The sequence below is a fragment of the Paenarthrobacter sp. CC6 genome (genome assembly GCF_040560085.1).
GTDB lineage: Bacteria > Actinomycetota > Actinomycetes > Actinomycetales > Micrococcaceae > Arthrobacter > Arthrobacter nicotinovorans.
This window is the reverse complement of the sequence record NZ_JARDAN010000017.1, coordinates 39741-61522: the sequence shown is the minus strand read 5'-3', so window position 1 is coordinate 61522 and position 21782 is coordinate 39741. Positions and strand designations below refer to the sequence as shown.

Here is a 21782-nt window from a genome sequence, read left to right as displayed (position 1 = left end):
AAGGAGGCCCATGGGCACCCCACTCCCCCGCGATCCCATCGCCGATGCCCAGCGCAACTGGGAACGGCATGGTTGGGGCGACGTCGCCGCGCCCATGGCAGCCATCACCGCGATCATGCGCACGCAACAGATCCTGCTCGCGCGGATCGAAACCGTCCTCAAACCGTTCGGGCTGACGTTCGCAAGGTACGAGCTCCTGGCGCTGCTGAGTTTCGCCCGCAGCGGCGCGCTGCCTATGAACAAGGCGAGCGCCCTCCTGCAGGTGCATCCCACCTCGGTGACCAACGCCGTCGACCGCTTGGAAAAGGCCGCCCTGGTGGCGCGTTCACCGCACCCCACTGACGGCCGCACCACGCTCATTGAGCTGACTGCAGAGGGCCGCACCCTCGCAAAAAAGGCGACGGCGGCTCTCAACTCGGAGGTGTTTGGCAAGTCGGGTTTCGGGGACGACGACGTCGACCACCTCATCCGCGTACTCGGCGCCTTCCGAAGGGATGCCGGAGACTTCACGGAAGAATAACGCCCACGTCAACGCCGAGGGCAATGAGGGCCCTACGTTCTGGAGGGTCGGTATCCAGGTAGTGGCGGGGCCTTTGACCGGTAGCTGTGTCCTGTGGGGGTTCTGATTTCGAGCGTATGCACGTCACCGTGGATGGCTCTGGCGGACCAGCCGGGGTTTTCCTTGGTGTGATTGCAGGCTTCGCACAGTCCTGCGCCGTTGGCGAGGTTGGTCTCGCCTCCGGAACGCCAAGGCACAATGTGGTCGATATGCCGGATGGGTGCATCGCAATACGATGTCCGGCAGGTATCGTCGCGGGTTCCGATGAATCGCCGAAGTCGACCAGTAAAGAGCCGCGCTTTGGAATCGGTGGCAAGCAGCTCTCCCGTGGACGGCGCGGTGTATAGCCGGCGAAGCCAGACAGTGAGCTCGTTGGCATGGTTCTCATCAGGTTGATCCTGCTCAACTTGGCCCTCGGCGACCATTGATCTGGCCCACTCGGCAGGGACGATTCCGTAGCCGTTGAGGCGTGCTGGTTCGCTATCGCCCTGAAAAAGGGTCCGGTCGGTCATGACGAGGTCCAGATTGATCCCGGAGATTCCGCCCGGGGTACCAGTGACGCGCTCAACCAGAGTATCGGCCATGAGCTGGCCGCGTGTCGGGACGACCCCGGCAGATACGGCATCCCCACCAGCCAGTTCACTGTGGCAGCGGGCCGAATCAGCAGCCTTGGTCAGGGCTGCGTAGACCGCCACTCCTTGGGCGACGGGAAGCAGCGCGGTCAGGTACGTCATGGTGTCCGGCGCAGGACGCAGGCTCACGGTTCGTTCGGCCGCGGCACGGCTGGCACGCCCGACCACCGACCTCGGATCCCGTCGATACGCCGCCGCCTTCGCAGCTGCAATGATCGCCCGGTCGCCCTTGCCCGCAAAGGTCCCGGTATCGGGCGCGAGTTCCTCATCCACTGCGCACCGATCCTCAACAGACAGACACGCAGTCTCCTTCACCAGCAGTGTGGCCCGCCACTCATTCAGCTGCCCGGACTGCAGCGCTGCCAAAGTCCGCGGCATCTCCATAACAAGGGCTTTCGCCAAACCAAGCAGCCGGGAACCACGGTTCGGTGACTCCCGCCGGGCCAACGCAACCTGGGTACCTACTCCTTGGCCACGCTTCGATGCGGGGACGTTGGCCTCGGCTTGTTCGGCGCGCTGGGCAAGGTCAAAGGCGACGGCAACCCGCGCCTGCAATCCGCAGATGGCTGACTTCATCTCCTCCAGGACACGCAACTGCTCGATCAAGTCCGCGCTGACGGTGCTGGCCGGAAGTACGCCGACACCGGGCGGAAGGAAGCCCGGTTGACCAGCATCCGGCGCGGAGCGACCACGCCCAAGCGCCACTGCTGCGCCCGGTCCACTCTCCCCAATCAGCCCCATGTCCCAACTCTGGCAGCAGGCACCGACAATATAACGAAGGAAGTCGCAGGGGCCTTGGACCTCCATAGAGGAGGGGGCAGAGCCCCGCTGCTAAGCTCCGAGGGCCGACAACTCAGGAGGAAACAGCGTGAGCTTTGCCAATGAACTCAGGAACCAGCACGCCGAGGACTGGGACGCCGCCGTCAACCATCCGTTCGTGGACCAGTTGTTGGACGGTTCCCTCCCCGATGAAAACCTGCGCCACTACCTCGTGCAGGACTATCAGTTCTGTGATGCCTTCACAGCCCTGCTGGGCCAAGCGGTGGCCTCAGCGCCGTCGTTGCCCTCCCGGTTGGTCTTCGCCGGTGTACTGGGAGGCTTTGCCTCCGATGAGAACACCTACTTCCAGGATTGCTTTGCCGAGCTCGACGTTCCCGAGGCAGATCGCGCGGCGCCCGCACTCCACAGGGTGACCCGCGACTTCGATGCCCTCATGCGCAGCGCCCTCGGCACTCGCTCCTACCCCGAGGTCCTGGCGGTCCTTCTGGTGGCAGAGTGGCTGTACGGCGATTGGGCAGCCCGCGCCGGCGACCCCGCTCAGTGGCCCACCTCGGCAAAGCACGCCGAGTGGATCCGTCTCCACAACAACCCGGAGTACAACGCATGGGTGACCTGGCTGCGCGACGAGTTCGACGCCGTCGAGCCTTCAGACGCCGCGGCACGGGCGCGGGTCGCCGCCACTTTCGGGGAGGCCGTGCGGCTGGAGCGGGCGTTCTTCGACGCAGCGCTGGTCCCGGCGGAGGTCCGGGGGATGGAACGTGAGCCGGGCCCCGCTGCATTGCGGAAGTAAACGCGGAGAACAGCCGCTGCGTGTCGGCCGGCCCGGTTTGAGCGATCTCCTACCGGTGCTTGAACTCCGGCTCCCGTTTTCCGCTGAACGCGGCCATGCCTTCCTTCTGGTCTTCGGTGGCGAAGAGCGAGTGGAAGATCCTGCGCTCGAAAAGTACCCCTTGCGCCAGCCCGGTTTCGAAGGCCGCGTTGACGGCTTCCTTTGCCATCATCGCCACGGGCTTGGACTTGGACGCGATGACTTCGGCTGCTTTGACGGCTTCCTCAATGACCTCCGCGGCCGGCACCACCCGGGACACCAGCCCGGAACGCTCAGCCTCTTCAGCATCCATGTACCGTCCGGTCAGCACCATGTCCATCGCTTTGGCCTTGCCGACGGCGCGTGTCAGCCGCTGCGAACCGCCCATGCCCGGAATGACGCCCAGGTTGATTTCGGGCTGGCCGAACCGTGCGTTGTCACCGGCGATGATGAAGTCAGCCATCATGGCGAGCTCGCACCCTCCACCCAGGGCAAAACCGGAAACGGCCGCGATGACGGGGATCCTCAATCGGGTGAGGTCCTCCCAGTGCCGGAACCAGTCCGCCGCGTACATTTCCATATAGCTGTTGGAAGACATTTCCTTGATGTCGGCGCCGGCCGCGAAGGCCTTGGCGGATCCCGTGATCACTACCGCCCCAACATCGGGATCGGTGTCCATGGCGGACACGGCTTCCACGAGTTCGTTCATGAGAGCAGTGTTCAGCGCGTTCAGCGCCGACGGCCGGTCCAACGTCACCAAGCCAACCCTGCCCCGCCGTTCCACCACAATGTTCAGGTACTGCTCCGTCATGCTCTCCCTCTCATCAAAACCCTCATGGACACAGCTCAAACTCTCACACGGATTTGTCCCGGATCTCGGTGATGATTCCGGAGAAGTCCCTCCCCGCGCCCTCGCCTGCCGCGAAAGCGTCGTAGATCCGGGAGGCCAGCGGACCCATCTCGGCGGCAACGCCTGTGCTTTCCAAGGCGTTCACGGCCAGCCGCAGGTCCTTGGCCATCAACGCGCCGGCGAACCCGGGCTGGTAGTCACGGTTGGCGGGGCTGGTGGGAACCGGCCCGGGGACCGGGCAGTTGGTGGTCAGTGCCCAGCACTGGCCGGAGGCATTGGAGGCGACGTCGAACAGCGCCTGGTGCGTGAGGCCCAGCTTCTCGCCGAGTACGAAGGCTTCCGCAACTGCGATCATGGACACCCCCAGGATCATGTTGTTGCACACCTTTGCGGCCTGCCCGGCACCGTGGTCACCGCAATGGACAATCCTCTTCCCCATCAGTTCAAGGATCGGTTTTACGGTTTCGAAGTCCTCCGGCAAAGCACCCACCATGAAGGTCAGCGTGCCTGCCTCGGCCCCCACCACACCACCGGAAACCGGCGCGTCCACGGACCGGTGGCCTGCTTCCACAGCAATGACGGCGGCCTGCCGGGCCTCGTCAACGTTGATGGTGGAACAATCCAGGAACAAGGTGCCCGGCTTGGCGACGGAAAGCAGTCCCGGCCCGTCCACACCCCGGTACGCATCCAGCACGTGCTTGCCGCTGGGCAGCATGGTCAACACCACCGCGGCTTCAGCTGCAGCCTCGTGTGCCGAGGCAGCCATGGGAATCCCGTGCGCTTCCGCAGCCTCAACGGCCGCGGGGACGGGGTCATAGCCAATCACCTGGTGGCCGGCCTTGATCAGGTTGGCGGCCATGGGTCCGCCCATATGACCCAGGCCGAGGAAAGCGATGAGTCCCGTTGCGGATGCTGCGTTCTCTGTCATGTCGTCTCCTTCGACTGGCTGCTGAATAGCTGCTGACTGCAGGTCATGTGGTTTTCGCGCCCAAAGCGGCGAGGCCCAACTCCCGTTCGCCGAGCGGCGCAAAGTAGCCCTCGACGTCGGATGCCTGGACGTCCGCGAGGTTTGCCGGCTTCCATTGCGGATTGCGGTCCTTGTCCACCACCTGGGCCCGGATGCCCTCCCGGAAATCGGGCCCGGCCAGGCAACGCAGCCCCACACGGTATTCCTGGTCCAGCGCTTCCTCCAGCGTCACTCCCCGGACGCGGCGCAAGGACTCCAAGGCCACCTTCACGGACGTGGGCGATTTTGCCTCGATCGTGTCCGCCGCGGACGCTGCCTCTCCCCCAGCTTCGCGCAGGCTCCGCACGATTTCCTCCGCGTCGTCATACGCGTAGGCGGGATCGATCCACCCCCGCTGTGCCGCAAGCGCCGAGTCCGGCGCGGCTTGCGCAAAGCGCTCGACGGCGGCCTCCGCCGTCGAGCTTTCCAGCGCTGCTGCCAGCGCGGGAAGGCTGTCGGACGGCACAAAGTGATCGGCGAGCCCAAGGAACAGCGCGTCCCCACCGGATAGGTGGGCGCCGGTGAGTGCAGCGTGGGTGCCCGCTTCACCAGGTGCGCGGGACAGCAAGAGCGTGCCACCGACGTCGGGCACGAAACCGATGGTGGTTTCCGGCATCCCGGTGCGGGTCCGTTCGGTGACCACACGGACCGAGCCATGGGCCGAAACGCCAACGCCCCCGCCCAAAACCAGCCCATCCATGAAAGCCACATAGGGCTTGGGGTATTGCGAAATGAGCAGGTTCAGCCGGTACTCGTCAGCCCAGAACGCAGCCGTTTCCGTGCCGCCGTGCAGCATGTCCTTGTAGATGGCCACGATGTCGCCGCCGGCGCACAGCCCACGGTCTCCGGCACCGCGCACCAAGACAGTTTGCACCGAATCGTCATCAGCCCAGGCAACCAGTTGTCGAAGCATGGCTTTGACCATGCCGTGATTCAGGGCGTTGACCGCTTTGGGACGGTTGAGCGTGACAACCCCCAAGTGCCCGCGACGCTCAAACAGGACTTCGTCTTCCTCCTGCAGATCTCCCATCAGCTGCCTGCCGGCATCACGAAGCTGGCGCCCTGGCGGATGCCGGAGGGCCACCGCGAGGTGACGGTCTTGGTCTTGGTGTAGAAGCGGAAAGCGTCGGCGCCGTGCTGGTTCAGGTCGCCGAACCCGGAGGCCTTCCAGCCACCGAAGGTGTAGTAGGCAATCGGGACGGGAATCGGCACATTGATCCCCACCATGCCCACCTCGACGCGGCTGGCGAAGTCGCGTGCGGAGTCGCCGTCGCGGGTGAAGATTGCGACGCCGTTGCCAAACTCGTGCTCGCTGCAGAGCCTCAACGCTTCGTCGTAGTCAGCTGCCCGCAGCACGCTGAGGACGGGGCCGAAGATCTCTTCCTTGTAGATCTTCATGTCCTTGGTGACGTTGTCGAACAGTGTGGGGCCAACCCAGAACCCGCCGTCGTAGCCTTCCACGGTGAGGCCGCGACCATCAGTGACCAACGTTGCGCCTTCATCCACGCCGGACTGGATGTAGCCCTCGATCCGTTCCTTCGCGGAGGCTGCCACCACGGGCCCGAAGTCGGAGTCCTTGTCCAGGCTGTGACCCACCTTCAGGTCCTTCACGCGCTCGGTCAGCTTGGCCACCAACGCGTCGGCGGTTTCCTGGCCAACGGGCACCGCCACGGAGATGGCCATGCAGCGTTCGCCCGCGGAACCGTACCCGGCACCAATCAGGGCGTCGGCAGCCATGTCGAGGTCGGCGTCGGGCATGATCACCATGTGGTTCTTCGCCCCGCCGAAGCACTGCGCACGCTTGCCGTGGGCGGCGGCCGTGGCATAGATGTACTGGGCAATCGGCGTGGAGCCAACAAAGCCGATCGCCTTCACCCGAGGGTCCTCCAGCAGTGCGTCCACGGCTTCCTTGTCACCGTTGATGACGTTGAAGACGCCGTTCGGCACGCCGGCTTCGCTGTACAGCTCGGCGAGGCGCAGCGGAACCGAGGGGTCCCGCTCCGAAGGCTTCAGGATGAAGGCGTTGCCTGCTGCGAGCGCCGGGCCGGACTTCCACAACGGGATCATGGCCGGGAAGTTGAACGGCGTGATCCCTGCAACGACGCCCAGCGGCTGGCGCAGCGAATGGACGTCGATGCCCTGTCCGGCGTTGTCCGAGAACTCGCCCTTGAGCAGATGCGGGGCACCCGCGGAGAATTCAACGACTTCGATGCCGCGCTGGATGTCTCCTTTGGCATCGGCAAAGGTTTTGCCGTGTTCGGAGGACAGCAGCCTGGCGAGCTCGTCCATGTTCTCGTTGACGAGGTCCACGAACTTGAGCAGGATGCGTCCCCGGCGCTGCGGGTTCATGGCTGCCCATTCGAGCTGGCCCTTTTCGGCATTTGCGACGGCGTTGCGAACCTCGTCGGCGCTGGCCAGCGGCAGCCTGGCCTGGACTTCGCCCGTGCAGGGATCGTAGACGTCGCTGAACCGGCCCGATGTGCCGTCAACCCTCTGGCCGTCTACGTAGTGTGAAAGCTCGCGCACCATAGTGGAATGCTCCTTTGCATCGTGAATGACTACCGTGCCGCTCAGTGCTGGGAACACGGCGGGAACACGTGACCAACTGTGATCCAGGTCATCTCTGAATCCGAATATACTCGGACTTCCTACTAATTTCCAGAGGGCTGTTTTTCGGATCCGGCAGCGCCGCCCACCGCCTCCGTCCGGGCGGGCCAGTGCCCGGTGACCTGATGAAAGTCGATGGCGCGCAAGAGCGGTGTCATGTCGTAGGCCCTGATATTCAGGCTGAGCTTGACGCCGTTTACCGACTTGACCGTCAGGTACGGCTGCCCCTTCAAGGTCTGGAAGCTGTAGTGCGCAATGTCGCTGTAGTGAAGAATGTGCTCTTTGCCGAGAACACTGCGGAAAGCCACCTCAAAGTCGCGGGGTGCCACATAGAAGTTGCGGTACATGAGTACGAATACCACTCCACCCACCACGATCGCCACCGAAGCGATACGGAAGGCCAGAGGGTCCCGTGCATGGTCGGAGGTGAAGGCGACGAGTCCCATCAGGAGGCCCACGGCAAGGAAAAGCCAGCCAACTCCCGGCACGACCTTTGGCATGCGAACCCGCTCCGGGTACTCCTTGGACCGGTTGGGATGCTTACGGGCCCACCAGGCAACCGCAGCGATGAACATGGCCGCGAACGCCATGATGAGGACCTTCAGGATGGACTCCGTCGACATGGACCCAGCCTATAGCCGGACCTGCGGGACCCCCTTAGTGGACTTCCCTCATCTCCTTGTAAGCCTCCAGCGCTTCGGCGCGGGTGGTCTTCAGGTCAACGATCTCCTCCGGATATTCGGGAGTGCCGAACTCGGGAATCCAATGGGCAATGTATTTCCCCTGGGGATCGAACTTCACGCGTTGGGCCTCCGGGTTGAAAATCCTGAAGAACGGCGAGGCGTCAGCCCCGGACCCTGCCACCCACTGCCAGTTGGCGGGGTTCGACGCCGGATCCGCGTCCACCAGGGTGTCCCAGAACCACTGCTCACCGAGCTGCCAATGGATGCCAAGGTTCTTCACCAGGAAACTGGCAGCGACCATGCGGACACGGTTGTGCATCCAGCCCGAGTGCCACAGCTGGCGCTGGCCCGCGTCCACCATGGGGAAGCCGGTGCGGCCCTGCTGCCAGGCGCGGAACTCCTCGGGTGCCGACTCATGGCCGGGATGTTTGCCATTGCCGTTATTGCTGCCCGGCCACGCCCAGGGGAAACGGTCAAACTCGGAACGAAGGTTGGCTGTGGCCAGGTTCGGATTGTGGAAGTACTGGTGCCAGCAAAACTCCCGCCACCCCAGCTCCGAGGCGAAAATGCCCGCACTTTCGGAGCGCTTGGACCCCAGCGCGTGCCACACCTCGAACGGGCTGAGCTCACCCCAGCGCAGGTAGGGCGAGAGGCAGCTGCTGCCATCGGTGTCCGGACGGTTTCGGCCCTCGCTGTAGTTGGAGAGACCGTCAGCCACGAAAGCGGCCAACCGCTTGTGCCCTGCGGCAGCACCAGGAGTCCACATCTCCGCCAGCCCACCCGACCAGTCAGGCTTGCCTGGCAAGAGGTTCCAGGAATCCAGCTCGTCATAAGCCGGAAGCTTGCCGGTGAATCCGTGGCCTTTTTCCGGTGCGGCCAACGGCTCCCGGAAGTCCTGCGCGGACACCGTCCGCCAGAAAGGCGTGAAGACCTTGTACTGGCCACCGGTCTTGGTGGTGACCTCCCAGGGTTCATGAAGGAGGGAGGCCTGGAAGCTGGCAACATGCAGGCCGGCCTCACCCGCCCAGGCCTTGATCCCGGCGTCGACGGTGCGCTCGGCCGCACCATAGCGCCGGTTCCAGTACAAACCGCCGGCACCGAGCGCCGTCGTGGTTTTTTGGACAACGGAGGCAGCGTCGCCGCGCCGCAGAAGCAGGGGGATGCAAAGGGCCGCGAGGTCCTCGCGAAGGGACACCAGCGAATGATGCAGCCACCAGCGGGAAGCGCCACCGTGAGGTCTGAGGCCTTCCGATTCCTCGTCAAGGACGTACAGGGCCACCGCAGCACCGTCGTCGACGGCGGCCCGCAAGGCCGGGTTGTCGGCAACCCTGAGGTCATCCCGGAACCACACGATGGAAGGCTTCACGTATTTCCCTTCAGAAGACAGCCCGGACATGGAAACAGCCCATGCCCCTATCAAATCCTAGGTGCATGGGCTGTAGAAGCGACGTGATATCAGGCGATGGACGGAACCGCATCCTCCACAGCCTCGGAAAGTGCATAGGCGCTGGCTGCGGAGTCGTTCCACATGGGAACGCTGTTGACTACGTAGTCCCTTGCGGCCGGGCCGACCATGCTCATGCCAGGGTAGATCCGCTGGCCATTCAGCTTGATGGTTTTGAGGCCCTCCCGCTCAAGGGCGGTCTTGAAGGCGGAGTCGGGGATGGGGATTTTTCGTCCGAGAACGCACCAGCTGATGTACAGGCCGTAGAAAGTGTCAAATTCCAAGCCGTTCTCAGTGTCGTCCTCAAACACCACACAGTCGCGGATAAAGCTACTAATTTGGGTGTCGGTCATTACGGGGCCTCCGGCGTCGGAAGAAAAAGCGGGCCGCCGGGCTGCATCAGCGAATGTCCTGTTCTCTCACTATAGACCCCTTCTGGTTTCCCGGACGAGGAAATGAGATTAACTCTGGATGACGGGCCGGCACTCCCTTGCGCCGGGAAGGCATATAGAGGGTGTGGAGAGCGGCCGGGATCTGGCGCCGATCCTCCCGTCGGCGTAGCGTCGACTTCATCTCCACAAGCGGCCGGACAGGCGGCATCGGCTGCAGCTCAAGCGGATCGATAAGGAGCGTCTCGTGGCTGGATGGAACGCTGATACAGCAGCTGGACCCCTCGGTGCCGGGACCGTGACCCTGGTGGAAGGCTCATCCTTCTGCATCTCCTCCGCCAACGGAGACATCCACCCCGAATTGCCCCAGGGCGTCTTCCATCTGGACACCCGGATCCTCTCCAAATGGGAGCTCACTGTCAACGGACAAGTCATCGAACCCCTGGCAGCAGAAACCAGGGAACCGTACCGGGCGTCATTCGTCGGCAGGGTTCCCCGCCCGGATGGGTACGCCGACAGCCCCTTGTTGGTGGAGCGGCTTCGGGAGGTAGGAAACGGAATCCGCGAAGAAATCACCGTTCGGAATTATTCAAACCAGGCAACACAATGCCGCATCCTGCTTTCAGCCGAATCGGATTTCGCTGATCTTTTCGAAGTCAAGGAAGCACGGATCACGCGGCAATGGACCGAAACCCACCTGCCGGATGGTGATTCCCTGGAAATCCGCGGAAAATGGGAGGACATTCGGAAAAGCGTCCTGATACGGGCCGACGGCGCCGGTGCAGGTGCCAGGGCATTGGGTTTCACGGCCAAAATTCCCGCATTCGGGAGCTGGAGTACGCGGGCCAGCGTGGTGCCAAAGCAACCAAGTGCCGGGGCCGCGTTCACCCACCAGGATCCGGTCGGGCTCTCACCCAGCGATCAGCGCAGGCAGGACTGGGTAGCCCGGATCCCCGTTGTGCAGCTCAGCAACCGGTCAATCGAAGACACCCTCCGCCGCAGCTACGAAGACCTTGGCGCGCTCCGCATCCAGGATCCGGACCACCCCGAAAGGGTGGTGGTGGCCGCCGGCGCCCCGTGGTTCATGACGCTGTTCGGCCGGGATTCCCTGTGGGCGTCCGAAATGGCCCTTCCCGTGGACCCCTCCCTGGCCTTGGGCACCCTGCGAACGCTGGCCGACCGCCAGGGCACGATGGTGGATCCCGCCACCGAAGAAGAACCCGGGAAGATCCTGCATGAGGTCCGGCTGGGGGTCTCCGGGGGCCTGGCGTTGGGCGGCAAATCCGCTTATTACGGAAGCGTGGACGCCACCCCGCTGTTTGTGGTGGTCCTTGGCTCGGTGAGCCGCTGGGGTTTCGGCAAAGACGCGATCTCGGGCCTGCTCCCCCACGCGGACCGCGCCTTGGAATGGATCCGGACCTACGGCGACCGTGACGGCGACGGTTTCGTGGAGTACGGGCGGCCCAACGAGCACGGACTCATCAACCAGGGCTGGAAAGACTCCTGGGACGGCATCAATTTTGCGGACGGCACCCTCGCTGAACCGCCCCTGGCGCTGTGCGAGGTCCAGGCGTACGTGCACGGGGCCTATGTGGCGCGCGCCTGGATGGCGTACGACGACGGCGACCTCACCTTGGCGGAAAGCCTGCGGGAACGTGCCGAGGACCTGAAGAAGCGGTTCAACGAACAGTTCTGGATGCCGGACAAGGGTTACTACGCTGTGGCGCTGGACCGCAACAAGCGGCCCGTGGACGCTTGTGCTTCCAACATGGGCCATTGCCTGTGGTTTGGTCTGATTGACGAAGACAAGGCCCCTGCCGTGGTGGAGCGGCTGATGTCCCCCGAAATGTTCAGCGGATGGGGTGTCCGGACGCTGGCCAGGAACATGGGCGCCTACAACCCGGCCAGCTATCACAACGGCTCCGTGTGGCCCCATGACAATGCGCTGATCGTGTCCGGACTCCTCCGCTATGGCTTCGTGGAGGAAGCCCAACGGATAGCAACCGCAATGCTTGAAGCCGCCGAGATCTCTGGCGACCGATTGCCCGAACTCTTCTGCGGATTCGACCGCACGCAATTCCGGGAACCCGTCCCTTATCCCACGGCTTGCTCACCCCAGGCGTGGGCCGCCACGACGCCCATCCACCTGGTCATGAGCCTGTTGCGCTACGACACGCACATCTCCTTGGGCGGCATCTGGCTGGATCCGGTGCTGCCGCCGTCGTTCGGGGACCTGCACATCCGCAATGCGCCCATGGGCGGCGGGCGGATCACCATTGACGCTTCCGGCACGGAAGCGACGGTTCAGGGCATCCCCGACGGCCTCACGGTCCATCACGGGCAACGGCCGTGGATGTCCGAACTTGTTGAGCGGGCGCACCACCGGACTCCCGACAAAACCTAGGCACGGAAGCCTGTTACTGGATGGCTGCTTTGAGTTCCTTCGCAGCCAGTTCAGGATCAGCGGCACTGTAGATGGCGCTTCCGGCCACTGCTACGTCGGCACCTGCCAACTGCACGGCCGCAATGGTGGATGCGTTGACGCCGCCGGCCACGGAGAACGGCACGCGGGCTTCTTCTCCGGCATTGAGGAGTCCGCGCAGGTCATAGCCCGGCTGTGCCTGCTCGTCGAGGCCCGCGTGGAATTCGATGAACCTGGCTCCGAGGGAACGGGCTTGCTTGGCGCGGGAGACCTTGTCGGCCACGCCAATGAGGTCCACCACGATGCCCTTGTTGTGGGACTGAGCGGCCTTGACGGCACCGGCGATGGTGGAGTCATCCGCAGTTCCCAGGACGGACACAAGATCGGCACCCGCCTTGAAAGCGATGTCCGCTTCGAGTTCACCGGCGTCCATGGTCTTCATGTCGGCAAACACGATCTTGTTGGGGTGGGCTTCCTTGATGGCCGTCACGGCGGCGAGACCCTCAGCCTTGATCAGCGGGGTACCGAGCTCGATGATGTCCACGTGCTCGGCAACTTTGCCGGCGAGTTCCAGGGCATCTTCGATGGTGAGGAGGTCAAGGGCGACTTGCAGTTTCATGGTGTATCGCTTTCTTTTGTTTGGGGTGGCTTTGGAGGACGGGTTTGCGGTCTATTCGAGGTTTGCGTGACGCAGCCAGAGCTTCTCGGCGGGCTCTGCAGTGGCTTCCCACAGAGTTTGGAAAACCGACTCCGTCACCAGGAAAAGGGATTGTTCAAAGAGGCTGCCCGAGTATTGCCGGGACAGGTCGGAGCCGTGGTCTGTCTTCCGCGCGGCGGGAATGACCACCAGCGCGTCGGCGAAGCCCGCAACAGCGGACGAGGGGTTGGTGGTTACTGCTGCCACCCGCGCCCCAGCGGACAGTGCTGTCTGGGCTGCTTTGACCACGCCGGAGGTGGTCCCGGAACCGGATGCCACCAGCAACAAATCGCCGGCAGTGATGGCCGGTGTTGTGGTGTCGCCGGCTACGTGGACCGTCAGGCCCAGATGCATCAAGCGCATCGCGGCCATTCGGAGCACCAGCCCGCTCCTGCCGGCTCCGGCCAGGAAGACGCGCTCCGCTGCGCCAACTTCCTCTGCAAGGCGGGCAACCTGGCCGTAGTCCAGTTCGGAAGCAATGCCCCCAAGCTCTGCGAGGATCAGGGAGGCGTTGCCGGCTACGTCTTCAGCTGTGGCTGTCGCGGTGTCTGCAAAGACGTTCACGGTTCACTCCGTTCGTGGGTGGTTGATAGCGGCCTTCCGACCTTGTAACTATTCTTCCGACTGGCAGGGGTGGCTGAAACGCCGAAAAAGGACAGTCCTGGCCACCCGTTCGGGTAGGCAAGAACGTAGCTGCTCGTCTACGCTTGGGATATGCCCCAGCAACCGTCCGTGCCTTGGCAGCTCCTCAAAGCCATTGAAGACATCGCCCAAGCGCCCCTCGCGCGTATCGCGGAGAGCCTGCGGACGGCCCTCTCGCCGTTGGTCCCCTCCAGCGCCTTGGTGATTTTCACGGAAGACTGCACGGGCCGGCCCCAGAAAAAGGCGGGTGCCGAGGGCATTGTCAGCCGCGTGTCCATCCCCGAGCTTGATGGGATCCGGGCATCCATGGAGGCGAAAGGGCCGTGGCGGACGCGAGCGTGGATTGCGGGGCAGGAACGCTACATTCTGGCCCTCACCTATCCGCCCAGCAACGCCCTCCTGGTCCTCACCGACCCGGAGTTACCGGAAGACGATGAACCACTGCGCCTCGCCTCCTACCTTTGGGGACTCACAGCGGCCCGTATCCAGGAGAAGGTCAGTGACGCGCCGCCGTCGTATCTTTTGGAGTCCCGGGCAGCATCAGCTGAACGGATCCGCGTAACCGCAGAGCTGGTGGACCAGCACTCCACTACCCTCGAAACCCTGCTGGCCGCACTGCGGTCCAACTCCTTGGACGATCACGCGGCCCGGCTCTCCGTGACCGACCTCGCCGTCAAGGCACTGATCGGCCTCAGGACCCTGAACGACCGCACCAGTGATCTCGTGGAAGAACCGGTGAGCACCGCCTTCCAGAGGCTCCGGGAGGACCTCCGTCCGTTGATGCACTTCAGCAACATCGACATCCAGTTCATCGAGCCGCCCACCAACGGACGTGCCCTGCCCGGAGAGGTAGCCCACGCTGCCAGGGCCGTCGTCCGGGGCCTGGTCCTGGCGATCGCCGAGCAACCCGATGTGCACCGCGTACGCGCCCAATGGGACTGCGACGGGGAAAACCTGCTGATCAATGTCAGGGATGACGGACGCGGGGAACTGTCCCCGGATGCCCCGAACATGGAACGGCTTCGCCAGAAGGTGCAGGCCCTTGACGGCAAAATGAGCGTCGACGTCATGCACGGGTGGGGAGCAGACATCTCAGTGGCGCTTCCCTTGGACCCGCCGGTAGCGCCCGTGGGGGATGTCGCGGCGTGGGGCCTGGCCACCAGGGAATTGGAAGTTCTTCAGGCATTGGCCGCCGGGCAACGCAACCGGGCCATCGCCGCAGAGCTGAACATCAGTGAAAACACGGTCAAATTCCATCTGCGGAACCTGTTCCGGAAGCTGGACGTCCGGTCCCGCACTGAGGCCATTGCGCTGGCCCACAGTGCGGGACTCCGGTAACAGCTAGGCGTCGATCACCATATCGGTGCGCGCCGTGGAGCAGCAGGGCAGGAACTTGCCGGCGTCGATTTCCCGCGAGCGGATTCCGCCCTGGTGGTTCATTTCCACCTCGCCGGAAAGCTTGACCACCTTGCAGGAACCGCACATGCCCTCTTTGCAGTTGGCACCGATCCTGACACCGGCCCGCTGGGCCACGCCCAGGATGTGCTCATCGGGGTCAATGCGGACATTGACGCCGGTGCGCAGGAAGGACAGGGTGAGGCTTCCCGTTCCGACGGTCTCGAAGCTCGAGGCATCAGGCGTTGCAGCCTCGGGCGCCTGACTTGGACCGCCGTCGGAAGCTTGCTGACCTGAGGCGTCCGGGTCGGAGGTTTCCAGCGGGAGGCCCGTGGCTTCCAAAGTCCCGTCCGCGTCGTAACCCGGCTCGTAGAGCCCGAACGCTGCCGGCTGGCTTTCGTAGTAGTCCTCGGCGGAATCGGCGATTTCCTCGGCGATTTCCTCCGCAATATCTGCCGCGAGCGCGAGCTCTGCCTGGTATTCGAGGAGGGTCTGGCGGTCACCGGTGAAGAACTCCATGTAAATGGAGGTGTCGTCAACGCCTACCTTTTTCAGCAGCTCAGTGGCCGTGTTCAGGTAGCCTTCCGGGCCGCAGGCATAGACCTGCCTGCCGTTGGCGTCAGGGGCCACCTCTTCGAGCATGGCCGCTGTGAGCCGTCCGCTGAACCCTTCCCATCCTTCCGGTTTGCTGCGGTCGCCCAGGGAGTAGAAGACCTTCACGCGTGAGTCCACGGAGGCGATGTATGCCAGCTCCCGGTGGAACGCGAAGCCGCCGGCCTCCGCTCCGTGGTACAGCACCACGACGTCGGCATGGCCGGGCAGGGAGTGGATGGTCCGCACCATCGACATGATGGGGGTGATGCCGGCACCGGCGGCCAACAGGAGGTACCTGGCGCGCCGATCGGCGTCTGGCAGGTGGAAAGCCCCCACCGGTCCGAGCATGTCCAGCACAGTGCCGGGCTTGACGTTCTCATGAACCCATGGCGACACAAGGCCCGTGGGATCGCTCTTGACAGTGATGTTGAAGGTCCAGGGCTCCGTGGGCGAACTGGACAGCGAGTAGCTGCGGTCCACCGGGTCCTGGTCCTCGCCGTTTACCGGAAAAGCGATGTTGACATACTGGCCGGCACGGAACGCCAGGGGCGCCCCGTCGCAACGGCGGAAGACGAAGGTCATCATTCCGCCGGCCTCGGGAACAGTCTCGACACATTCGGCCATGAACTCCTGCGGATGCCAGGGACCCAGGGCACGTGCGGCACGCGCGGGTGCCTCGCTGCTGCCCATCACCCGGTTCCACGGCATCTCAAGACCCCGGATGCGCTGCGGCTCCCGGATTGCCGTTTCAGTGAGGAGTTCAATCATGCCAAGTGCTCCTGCACGCGCTGGACGTACCAGTTGATGAATGCCTCCACCTGGTATTCGCTCTTCATGTAGGGGCCGGGCTCGTAGGCGGGGCTGCCGGCACCCGTCTGGCACAGCTCAACGAACGCCTTGTCCTGCAGGTTCGTCTGCTTCCAGGTGTAGGTGAGTTTTTCCAGGTCGTAGTCGACGCCTTCCACGGCGTCGTCAGCCACCAGCCAGGTGGTGCGGACCAGCGACTGGTGTTCGTTGATGGGGAAGACGCCGAACGTGATGACGTGGTCGCTCTGGAAGTGGAACCAGCTGTTGGGCTGCAGGTGCATGGAGCAGCGGCCGAGGCGGAAGTCGCGCAGATCGCCCAGGAGCTTCTTGGAAAGCCTGCGCCCGTCGGGCGAGAACGATTCGCCTTCACCGTCCAGGGATTCGCGGGAGATGCGGATGCCGGCGATGCGCGTGTCGAGTTCCTCCACTACCTCGTAGGGGAGGCCATAGCGGCGGCAGCGCTCCTCGAGGGAGGACTGGGCTTCCTTGTTGCGGTCCCAGACTTCCTCAAGGTGGGCCGGAATCAGGCCCTCGGTGAGTCCCCACGTGGGGAAGAGGGAGCAGGCGAGTTCCGGGTGCCCATCGCAGTGGTAGCACTCACGGTTGTTCTCCATGACGAGCTTCCAGTTGCCCTCTTCGATGATGTTCTGCTGGTAGGCGATTTTTGTCTTCGCCAGATCGTGGGGCGCGAGGTAGGGCTCGAAGATCTTGGAGGTTTCATCGAAGTCGGCCGGCGGCTCGCTCGCGATGCAGACGAAAATGAGCCCCGCGACTACACGGCTGTGGGCGCGCTTGAGGGCGAAGCAGTTCTTGTCGAACTTCGTCTCCCCCGGTGCCGAGGCGTGGATCAGGTTGCCCTCGGGCGAGTAGGTCCAGGAGTGGTAGCCGCACACCAGGTTTCCGGTGGAGCCTGCGGCTTCGGTCAGCACCCGGGCACCGCGGTGGCGGCAGACGTTGTGAAGGACGTTGACGTCGCCGTCGTCGTTGCGCAGGACGATCAGGGAGTACGGGCCATAGTCCACCGTGATGTAGTCACCCGGTTCCGGCAGTTCGGCGACGCTTCCGGCAAAGATCCAGTGCGCACCGAAGATGGCTTCCATGTCGATCTTGAAGATCGTGGGATCGGTGTAGAAGGGGGCGTCCAAGGAGTAGCCGGTGCGCCGGAACTCGAACAGGGCACTGATCTCGGCCAGCTGCTCGGCAGGCAATGTTGAGGCGAGTTTTCCGCGTGAATTCAGGGGCACGTTCACTTGAGCAGTCATGGGTTTCCTCCCGGGAGGCTGGGTAAGTTGGGGGATCTTGGGGGCCGCGGGTGCATCGTCGCAAGCGGCGTTATCGAAGTCTTCGTAGTACGAGATTAGGGACGAATGCACTGCAACAAAAGCGCAATATTTAGGAGATAACCATGCGTAATGGGTGCATGATTGGTCCATGATCGATCAGAGGTTGATAACACTTCGGGTGTTTGCCCGATGTGGCACCGTGGGGGCGACGGCCGAGCTCACGGGATATTCCCCTTCCGCCGTCTCGGCGCAGTTGCGCGAGCTCCAGCGCGTCCTCGGCATGCAACTGCTGACCAAGGACGGCCGGGGCGTGCGGCTGACCGCCACAGGACGCTTCCTCGTGGCGGGTTCGGACAGCCTTATCGCCGAATGGGAGAGCCTGAGAGCCGCGGCAATGGAGGCCGGCGACCAGGTGCAGTCACATTTCGGCCTGGGCGGATTCTCGACGGCGGCCGCGCAGCTTCTCGCGCCACTGGCCGCAACGCTGCGCTCCACGCGGCCCCTGCTGGAGGTGCAGGTGCTGGAGGCAAATCCATCACGTTGCTTCGACCTGCTTGTGGCAGAACGCATCGACCTCGCCGTCATTGTGGCCATGCAGTCCGACACCTACGGCGAGGACGATCCCCGCTTCGAGCAGACGGTCCTGCTGGACGATCCACTGGACGTCATCATTCCCGCGGACCATCCCCTGGCTTCACGGCAGACGGTGACGCTCGAGGAACTGGCGTCGGAGCCGTGGATCACGGAGGCAGCGGGGTCCACCTACCATTCTTTGTTCACCGCAGCATTTACGGCAGTGGGAGTGACGCCGCGGATCGCGCATGAGGCAGTTGAATGGGAGACCCAGATCGCGTTCGTAGGGGCCGGGCTTGGCGTAGGCCTGCTGCCCCGGCTGGCGCCACTGCACAGCGCGGAGAACGTGGTGCGGCTGCGCATTACGGGCAAGGGGAAACCTGCGCGCCGCATTGTCGCAGCGGTCCGCAGGGGCAGCATCGCCTCGCCCCTGATCCAGGAGTCACTGGGCATCCTGCAGGCCAGCGCCAAACGGATTCTGGCGGCGCGGCCCGAAGACGATCTCTGAGCCCACGGCAACAAAACCGGCCCGGCCGGCAACAGCGCTCCGGCTAAGCCCAGACCTGGTAGCCGGTGGACTTGTCAAAGAGCCGCCGGGTGTCGGCTCCCGCGGCGGCGATCCACAAGACGGAGTCGTCATCCGCCGCCTGCTCCACCACGCCCGTCATGACGTGGTCGTCGAAAAGCCAAACCTCCACGGTGTGGCCGGTCAGCTTGGCCCAATCCATCCGCAGTCCCCGGCCGTCCGCCGTCCTCACCGGCCTCACGTCCAGCACCCCGGCCTACCAGCCGCGTTCTGCGAGGCGGTGGGGCTGCGGGATTTCGTCGACGTTGATGCCGACCATCGCTTCGCCCAGGCCGCGGGAGACCTTGGCAATAACGTCAGGATCGTCGTAGTAGGCAGTAGCGTTCACGACGGCGGCGGCACGCTCTGCCGGGTTGCCGGACTTGAAGATACCCGAACCGACGAACACGCCATCGGCGCCGAGCTGCATCATCATCGCAGCATCAGCCGGGGTCGCGATGCCACCGGCAGTGAACAGGACCACGGGAAGCTTGCCGGTGGCGGCGACTTCCTTGACCAGCTCGTACGGGGCCTGCAGTTCCTTGGCCGCAACATAGAGCTCGTCCTCGGGCAGGGCGGCGAGCTTGGCGATCTCCGAACGGATCTTGCGCATGTGCCCGGTGGCGTTGGAAACATCCCCGGTACCGGCTTCGCCCTTGGACCGGATCATCGCCGCGCCCTCGTTGATACGGCGCAACGCCTCGCCGAGGTTGGTGGCACCACAGACGAACGGGACGGTGAAGTTCCACTTGTCGATGTGGTTGATGTAGTCCGCCGTGGTCAGGACCTCGGACTCATCGATGTAGTCAACACCGAGGGACTGCAGGACCTGGGCTTCGACGAAGTGGCCGATACGGGCCTTGGCCATCACCGGGATGGACACGGCAGCGATGATCTGATCGATCATGTCCGGATCGGACATGCGGGACACGCCACCCTGGGCGCGGATATCAGCCGGGACCCGCTCAAGCGCCATCACGGCAACAGCACCGGCATCCTCGGCGATGCGGGCCTGCTCGACGTTAACGACGTCCATGATGACGCCGCCCTTGAGCATCTCAGCCATGCCCCGCTTAACGCGGCTGCTGCCCGTGAGCGGAATGTGTTCGAAAAGAGGGTGTCGTGTAGTCACGTGGTACTCCAGGGACGTGGGGGCCGTGATTGCATCACGAGCACAGGACCAGGATGGGCCAGGTGTTGGCCGCGTCTAATATCCGAGTGATATATTAGTGAGAAGTCCAGTATGCAAGTGGCCCGTCGCCGAGTCAACCACTTTGGCGGCGGACGCCCTTAGGCGGCGAACAGCGCCTGGCGAACAGCTTGCTCAAATCCGCTGACATGGACGCGGGCGAGTTCGGCGGCCTCTTCTTCGTTGCCGTCAATCACAGCCCGCAGAAGATCCAGGTGCTCGCGGACGTGGTGCTCAAGGTCCGGAAGCCTGTCAAGTACCATGCACCAGATCCGCGTGGCCAGATTGTCATAGCGGATCAGCACGTCCTCCAGGTGCGGATTCGCTGCAGCCGAATAGATGCCCTGATGAACGCTCGCGTCAAGACGCAGGGTTTCCACCACGGACGCCGCGCTGACATCGAAGTCCTCCACGGCCCGCATCACGTTCCGCAGATGCTCCCTGGTTGCAGCTGAAGCCACCCGCGCTGCGCGGGCCGCGGCAAGCGGTTCAAGCTGGGCGCGGATTTCGGAGATGAAGGCGAGGTCGGTTACCTCCACACGGGTGGCGAACGTTCCGCGCCGGGGGTAGGTAATCACCAGCCGATCCAGCTCCAGCCGTTTCAAAGCTTCACGGACGGGAGTCCGCCCCACTTCCAGCTCCTTGGCGAGCTGCTCGTCATTAAGGATGTCCCCTGGCTTGATTTCAAGCATCAACAAGCGGTCGCGCAGCCGTTCGTAGGCCACGTCGGCCAGTGATTTCCTGGTGGCGTCGCCAATGCTTGCGAGAGTTCCAGTAGCCACAGCGTGAGCTCCTTCTTCAAAACCGGGAAATCTATTGACCTGCCCCGGACACCAGTATACGCTGATTTCCAATCCTAATATATCAGTTCGTATTTCAGGAATATATCTAGGCAAACACCTAAGGAGGACACATGACCCTCGTGGCTTCAGACTCACACCTCAGCACCCTTCCGGCAGAACGCGGCCAGCTCAAGGACGAGCAGGCGCAGAAGTTCGTACTCACACTGTCGTGCGTCGAACAGCCGGGCATCGTGCAGGCAGTCACCACTTTCCTCTTCGAGCGCGGCTTCAACATCGAAGAGCACCAGCAGTTCGATGACAGCCTGCGCCAGACATTGCACCTGCGCACTGCCTTCTCCGGCGGCCAGACTTACTCACCGGATCAGCTGGAGGATGAGTTCCGTTCCATCGCTGACCGCTTCGATATGAAATTCAGCTTCCACGACCAGACCAAGCAACGCGTCCTGGTGATGGTCTCCAAGTTTGGCCACTGCCTCAACGACCTCATCTTCCGCTGGCGCGGAGGCAGCCTCGGCGGCGAGCTCGTCGCCGTCGTCTCCAACCATGAGACCCACCGCGCCATGGCCGAGGCAGCCGGGCTGCCCTTCATCCACATCCCCGTAACCCCGGACACCAAGGCCGAGGCGGAGCAAAAGCTCCTGGAACTTGTGGACGAATACAAGGCCGACCTCGTGGTCCTGGCCCGCTACATGCAGGTCCTTTCGAACGACCTGTGCCGCAAGCTGGAAGGACGCGCGATCAACATCCACCATTCCTTCCTCCCCGGCTTCAAGGGTGCCCGCCCCTACCACCAGGCCTACGACCGCGGCGTGAAGCAGGTGGGTGCTACCGCCCACTACGTCACCGCCGACCTGGACGAGGGCCCGATCATCGAGCAGGAAGTCATCCGCGTGGACCACAGCTACGGCCCCAACGCGCTATCCACTGTGGGCCAGGACGCAGAAGCACTGGCACTTTCCCGTGCCGTCCGCTGGCACTGCGAACACCGCGTCCTCCTGGACCGGACCAGCACGGTCGTCTTCCGCTAACCAGCCCGTTCAAGCCCGCCCCACAC

At 63.7% G+C, this 21782-nt stretch carries 21 protein-coding genes; 6 read left to right on the top strand and 15 right to left on the bottom strand.

Going from position 1 to position 21782, the window contains the following annotated elements:
* Positions 1–10: 10 nt before the first annotated feature.
* Positions 11–520 carry a MarR family winged helix-turn-helix transcriptional regulator gene (locus PV760_RS16385; protein ID WP_018779478.1) on the top strand — a complete coding sequence of 170 codons (510 nt, stop codon included), beginning with the start codon at positions 11–13 and terminating at the stop codon, positions 518–520.
* A 32-nt stretch (positions 521–552) separates the two neighbouring features.
* Here the strand turns inward: PV760_RS16385 and PV760_RS16380 are convergent, their stop codons facing one another.
* Complete coding sequence (locus PV760_RS16380; protein ID WP_354628262.1) at positions 553–1932, bottom strand: HNH endonuclease; 1380 nt, start codon at positions 1930–1932, stop codon at positions 553–555.
* A 127-nt stretch (positions 1933–2059) separates the two neighbouring features.
* Between PV760_RS16380 and PV760_RS16375 the strand changes: the two genes are divergently transcribed.
* A complete protein-coding gene (locus tag PV760_RS16375) occupies positions 2060–2761 on the top strand; it encodes a TenA family protein (RefSeq protein ID WP_189076707.1) in 702 nt (233 codons plus the stop codon).
* A gap of 49 nt (positions 2762–2810) precedes the next feature.
* Here PV760_RS16375 and PV760_RS16370 read toward each other — a convergent pair whose 3' ends face one another.
* The 7 genes from PV760_RS16370 to PV760_RS16340 all read right to left on the bottom strand — a co-directional run bounded on the left by PV760_RS16370 (position 2811) and on the right by PV760_RS16340 (position 9722).
* A complete protein-coding gene (locus tag PV760_RS16370) occupies positions 2811–3590 on the bottom strand; it encodes an enoyl-CoA hydratase (protein WP_354628260.1) in 780 nt (259 codons plus the stop codon).
* 43 nt (positions 3591–3633) lie between these two features.
* Positions 3634–4557: a 3-hydroxyisobutyrate dehydrogenase gene (gene mmsB, locus PV760_RS16365; protein WP_039239434.1), complete on the bottom strand. Its 924-nt coding sequence runs from the start codon at positions 4555–4557 to the stop codon at positions 3634–3636.
* 43 nt (positions 4558–4600) lie between these two features.
* Positions 4601–5665 carry an enoyl-CoA hydratase/isomerase family protein gene (locus tag PV760_RS16360; RefSeq protein ID WP_055973816.1) on the bottom strand — a complete coding sequence of 355 codons (1065 nt, stop codon included), beginning with the start codon at positions 5663–5665 and terminating at the stop codon, positions 4601–4603.
* Positions 5665–7164 carry a CoA-acylating methylmalonate-semialdehyde dehydrogenase gene (locus tag PV760_RS16355; RefSeq protein ID WP_018779484.1) on the bottom strand — a complete coding sequence of 500 codons (1500 nt, stop codon included), beginning with the start codon at positions 7162–7164 and terminating at the stop codon, positions 5665–5667. Before PV760_RS16355 ends, PV760_RS16360 begins: the two co-directional genes overlap by 1 nt.
* A gap of 122 nt (positions 7165–7286) precedes the next feature.
* Entirely contained in the window at positions 7287–7865 is a 579-nt protein-coding gene (locus PV760_RS16350) for a YbbD family protein (RefSeq protein ID WP_281445242.1), read from the bottom strand.
* A gap of 34 nt (positions 7866–7899) precedes the next feature.
* The gene (locus PV760_RS16345; RefSeq protein ID WP_354628259.1) at positions 7900–9291 is read right to left on the bottom strand and encodes a cryptochrome/photolyase family protein; all 1392 of its coding nucleotides are present in this window, start codon (positions 9289–9291) and stop codon (positions 7900–7902) included.
* Positions 9292–9380: 89 nt separating this feature from the next.
* On the bottom strand, positions 9381–9722 hold the full coding sequence (locus PV760_RS16340) for a hypothetical protein (protein WP_026267411.1): 342 nt from the start codon (positions 9720–9722) through the stop codon (positions 9381–9383).
* 283 nt (positions 9723–10005) lie between these two features.
* Here PV760_RS16340 and PV760_RS16335 point away from each other — a divergent pair, with 283 nt between their 5' ends.
* Positions 10006–12162 carry an amylo-alpha-1,6-glucosidase gene (locus PV760_RS16335; RefSeq protein WP_354628258.1) on the top strand — a complete coding sequence of 719 codons (2157 nt, stop codon included), beginning with the start codon at positions 10006–10008 and terminating at the stop codon, positions 12160–12162.
* Positions 12163–12175: 13 nt separating this feature from the next.
* On the opposite strand, the gene hxlA is transcribed toward PV760_RS16335, so the two are convergent.
* Together hxlA and hxlB are read right to left on the bottom strand one after the other, a co-directional pair.
* Positions 12176–12799 carry a 3-hexulose-6-phosphate synthase gene (gene hxlA, locus PV760_RS16330; RefSeq protein WP_018779489.1) on the bottom strand — a complete coding sequence of 208 codons (624 nt, stop codon included), beginning with the start codon at positions 12797–12799 and terminating at the stop codon, positions 12176–12178.
* A 51-nt stretch (positions 12800–12850) separates the two neighbouring features.
* Entirely contained in the window at positions 12851–13441 is a 591-nt protein-coding gene (gene hxlB / locus PV760_RS16325; protein ID WP_193590772.1) for a 6-phospho-3-hexuloisomerase, read from the bottom strand.
* A gap of 150 nt (positions 13442–13591) precedes the next feature.
* Here hxlB and PV760_RS16320 point away from each other — a divergent pair, with 150 nt between their 5' ends.
* Positions 13592–14857, top strand: a complete 1266-nt coding sequence (locus PV760_RS16320; RefSeq protein WP_354628257.1) for a LuxR C-terminal-related transcriptional regulator — start codon at positions 13592–13594, stop codon at positions 14855–14857.
* A gap of 3 nt (positions 14858–14860) precedes the next feature.
* On the opposite strand, the gene PV760_RS16315 is transcribed toward PV760_RS16320, so the two are convergent.
* Together PV760_RS16315 and PV760_RS16310 are read right to left on the bottom strand one after the other, a co-directional pair.
* On the bottom strand, positions 14861–16276 hold the full coding sequence (locus PV760_RS16315) for a ferredoxin reductase (protein ID WP_055973828.1): 1416 nt from the start codon (positions 16274–16276) through the stop codon (positions 14861–14863).
* A complete protein-coding gene (locus PV760_RS16310) occupies positions 16273–17577 on the bottom strand; it encodes an aromatic ring-hydroxylating oxygenase subunit alpha (RefSeq protein WP_018779493.1) in 1305 nt (434 codons plus the stop codon). The genes PV760_RS16315 and PV760_RS16310 overlap by 4 nt, the downstream gene beginning before the upstream one ends.
* A gap of 169 nt (positions 17578–17746) precedes the next feature.
* Between PV760_RS16310 and PV760_RS16305 the strand changes: the two genes are divergently transcribed.
* Positions 17747–18679 carry a LysR family transcriptional regulator gene (locus tag PV760_RS16305; RefSeq protein ID WP_039239424.1) on the top strand — a complete coding sequence of 311 codons (933 nt, stop codon included), beginning with the start codon at positions 17747–17749 and terminating at the stop codon, positions 18677–18679.
* A 43-nt stretch (positions 18680–18722) separates the two neighbouring features.
* Here PV760_RS16305 and PV760_RS16300 read toward each other — a convergent pair whose 3' ends face one another.
* The 3 genes from PV760_RS16300 to PV760_RS16290 all read right to left on the bottom strand — a co-directional run bounded on the left by PV760_RS16300 (position 18723) and on the right by PV760_RS16290 (position 20707).
* Complete coding sequence (locus tag PV760_RS16300) at positions 18723–18938, bottom strand: hypothetical protein (protein WP_229778699.1); 216 nt, start codon at positions 18936–18938, stop codon at positions 18723–18725.
* A gap of 15 nt (positions 18939–18953) precedes the next feature.
* Positions 18954–19868, bottom strand: a complete 915-nt coding sequence (gene pdxS / locus PV760_RS16295; RefSeq protein ID WP_354628256.1) for a pyridoxal 5'-phosphate synthase lyase subunit PdxS — start codon at positions 19866–19868, stop codon at positions 18954–18956.
* A gap of 158 nt (positions 19869–20026) precedes the next feature.
* Positions 20027–20707 (bottom strand): GntR family transcriptional regulator, encoded by a 681-nt coding sequence (locus PV760_RS16290; protein ID WP_055973833.1) that lies wholly within the window; start codon positions 20705–20707, stop codon positions 20027–20029.
* A gap of 131 nt (positions 20708–20838) precedes the next feature.
* Here PV760_RS16290 and purU point away from each other — a divergent pair, with 131 nt between their 5' ends.
* Positions 20839–21756, top strand: a complete 918-nt coding sequence (purU, locus tag PV760_RS16285; protein ID WP_039239422.1) for a formyltetrahydrofolate deformylase — start codon at positions 20839–20841, stop codon at positions 21754–21756.
* Positions 21757–21782: the final 26 nt, after the last annotated feature.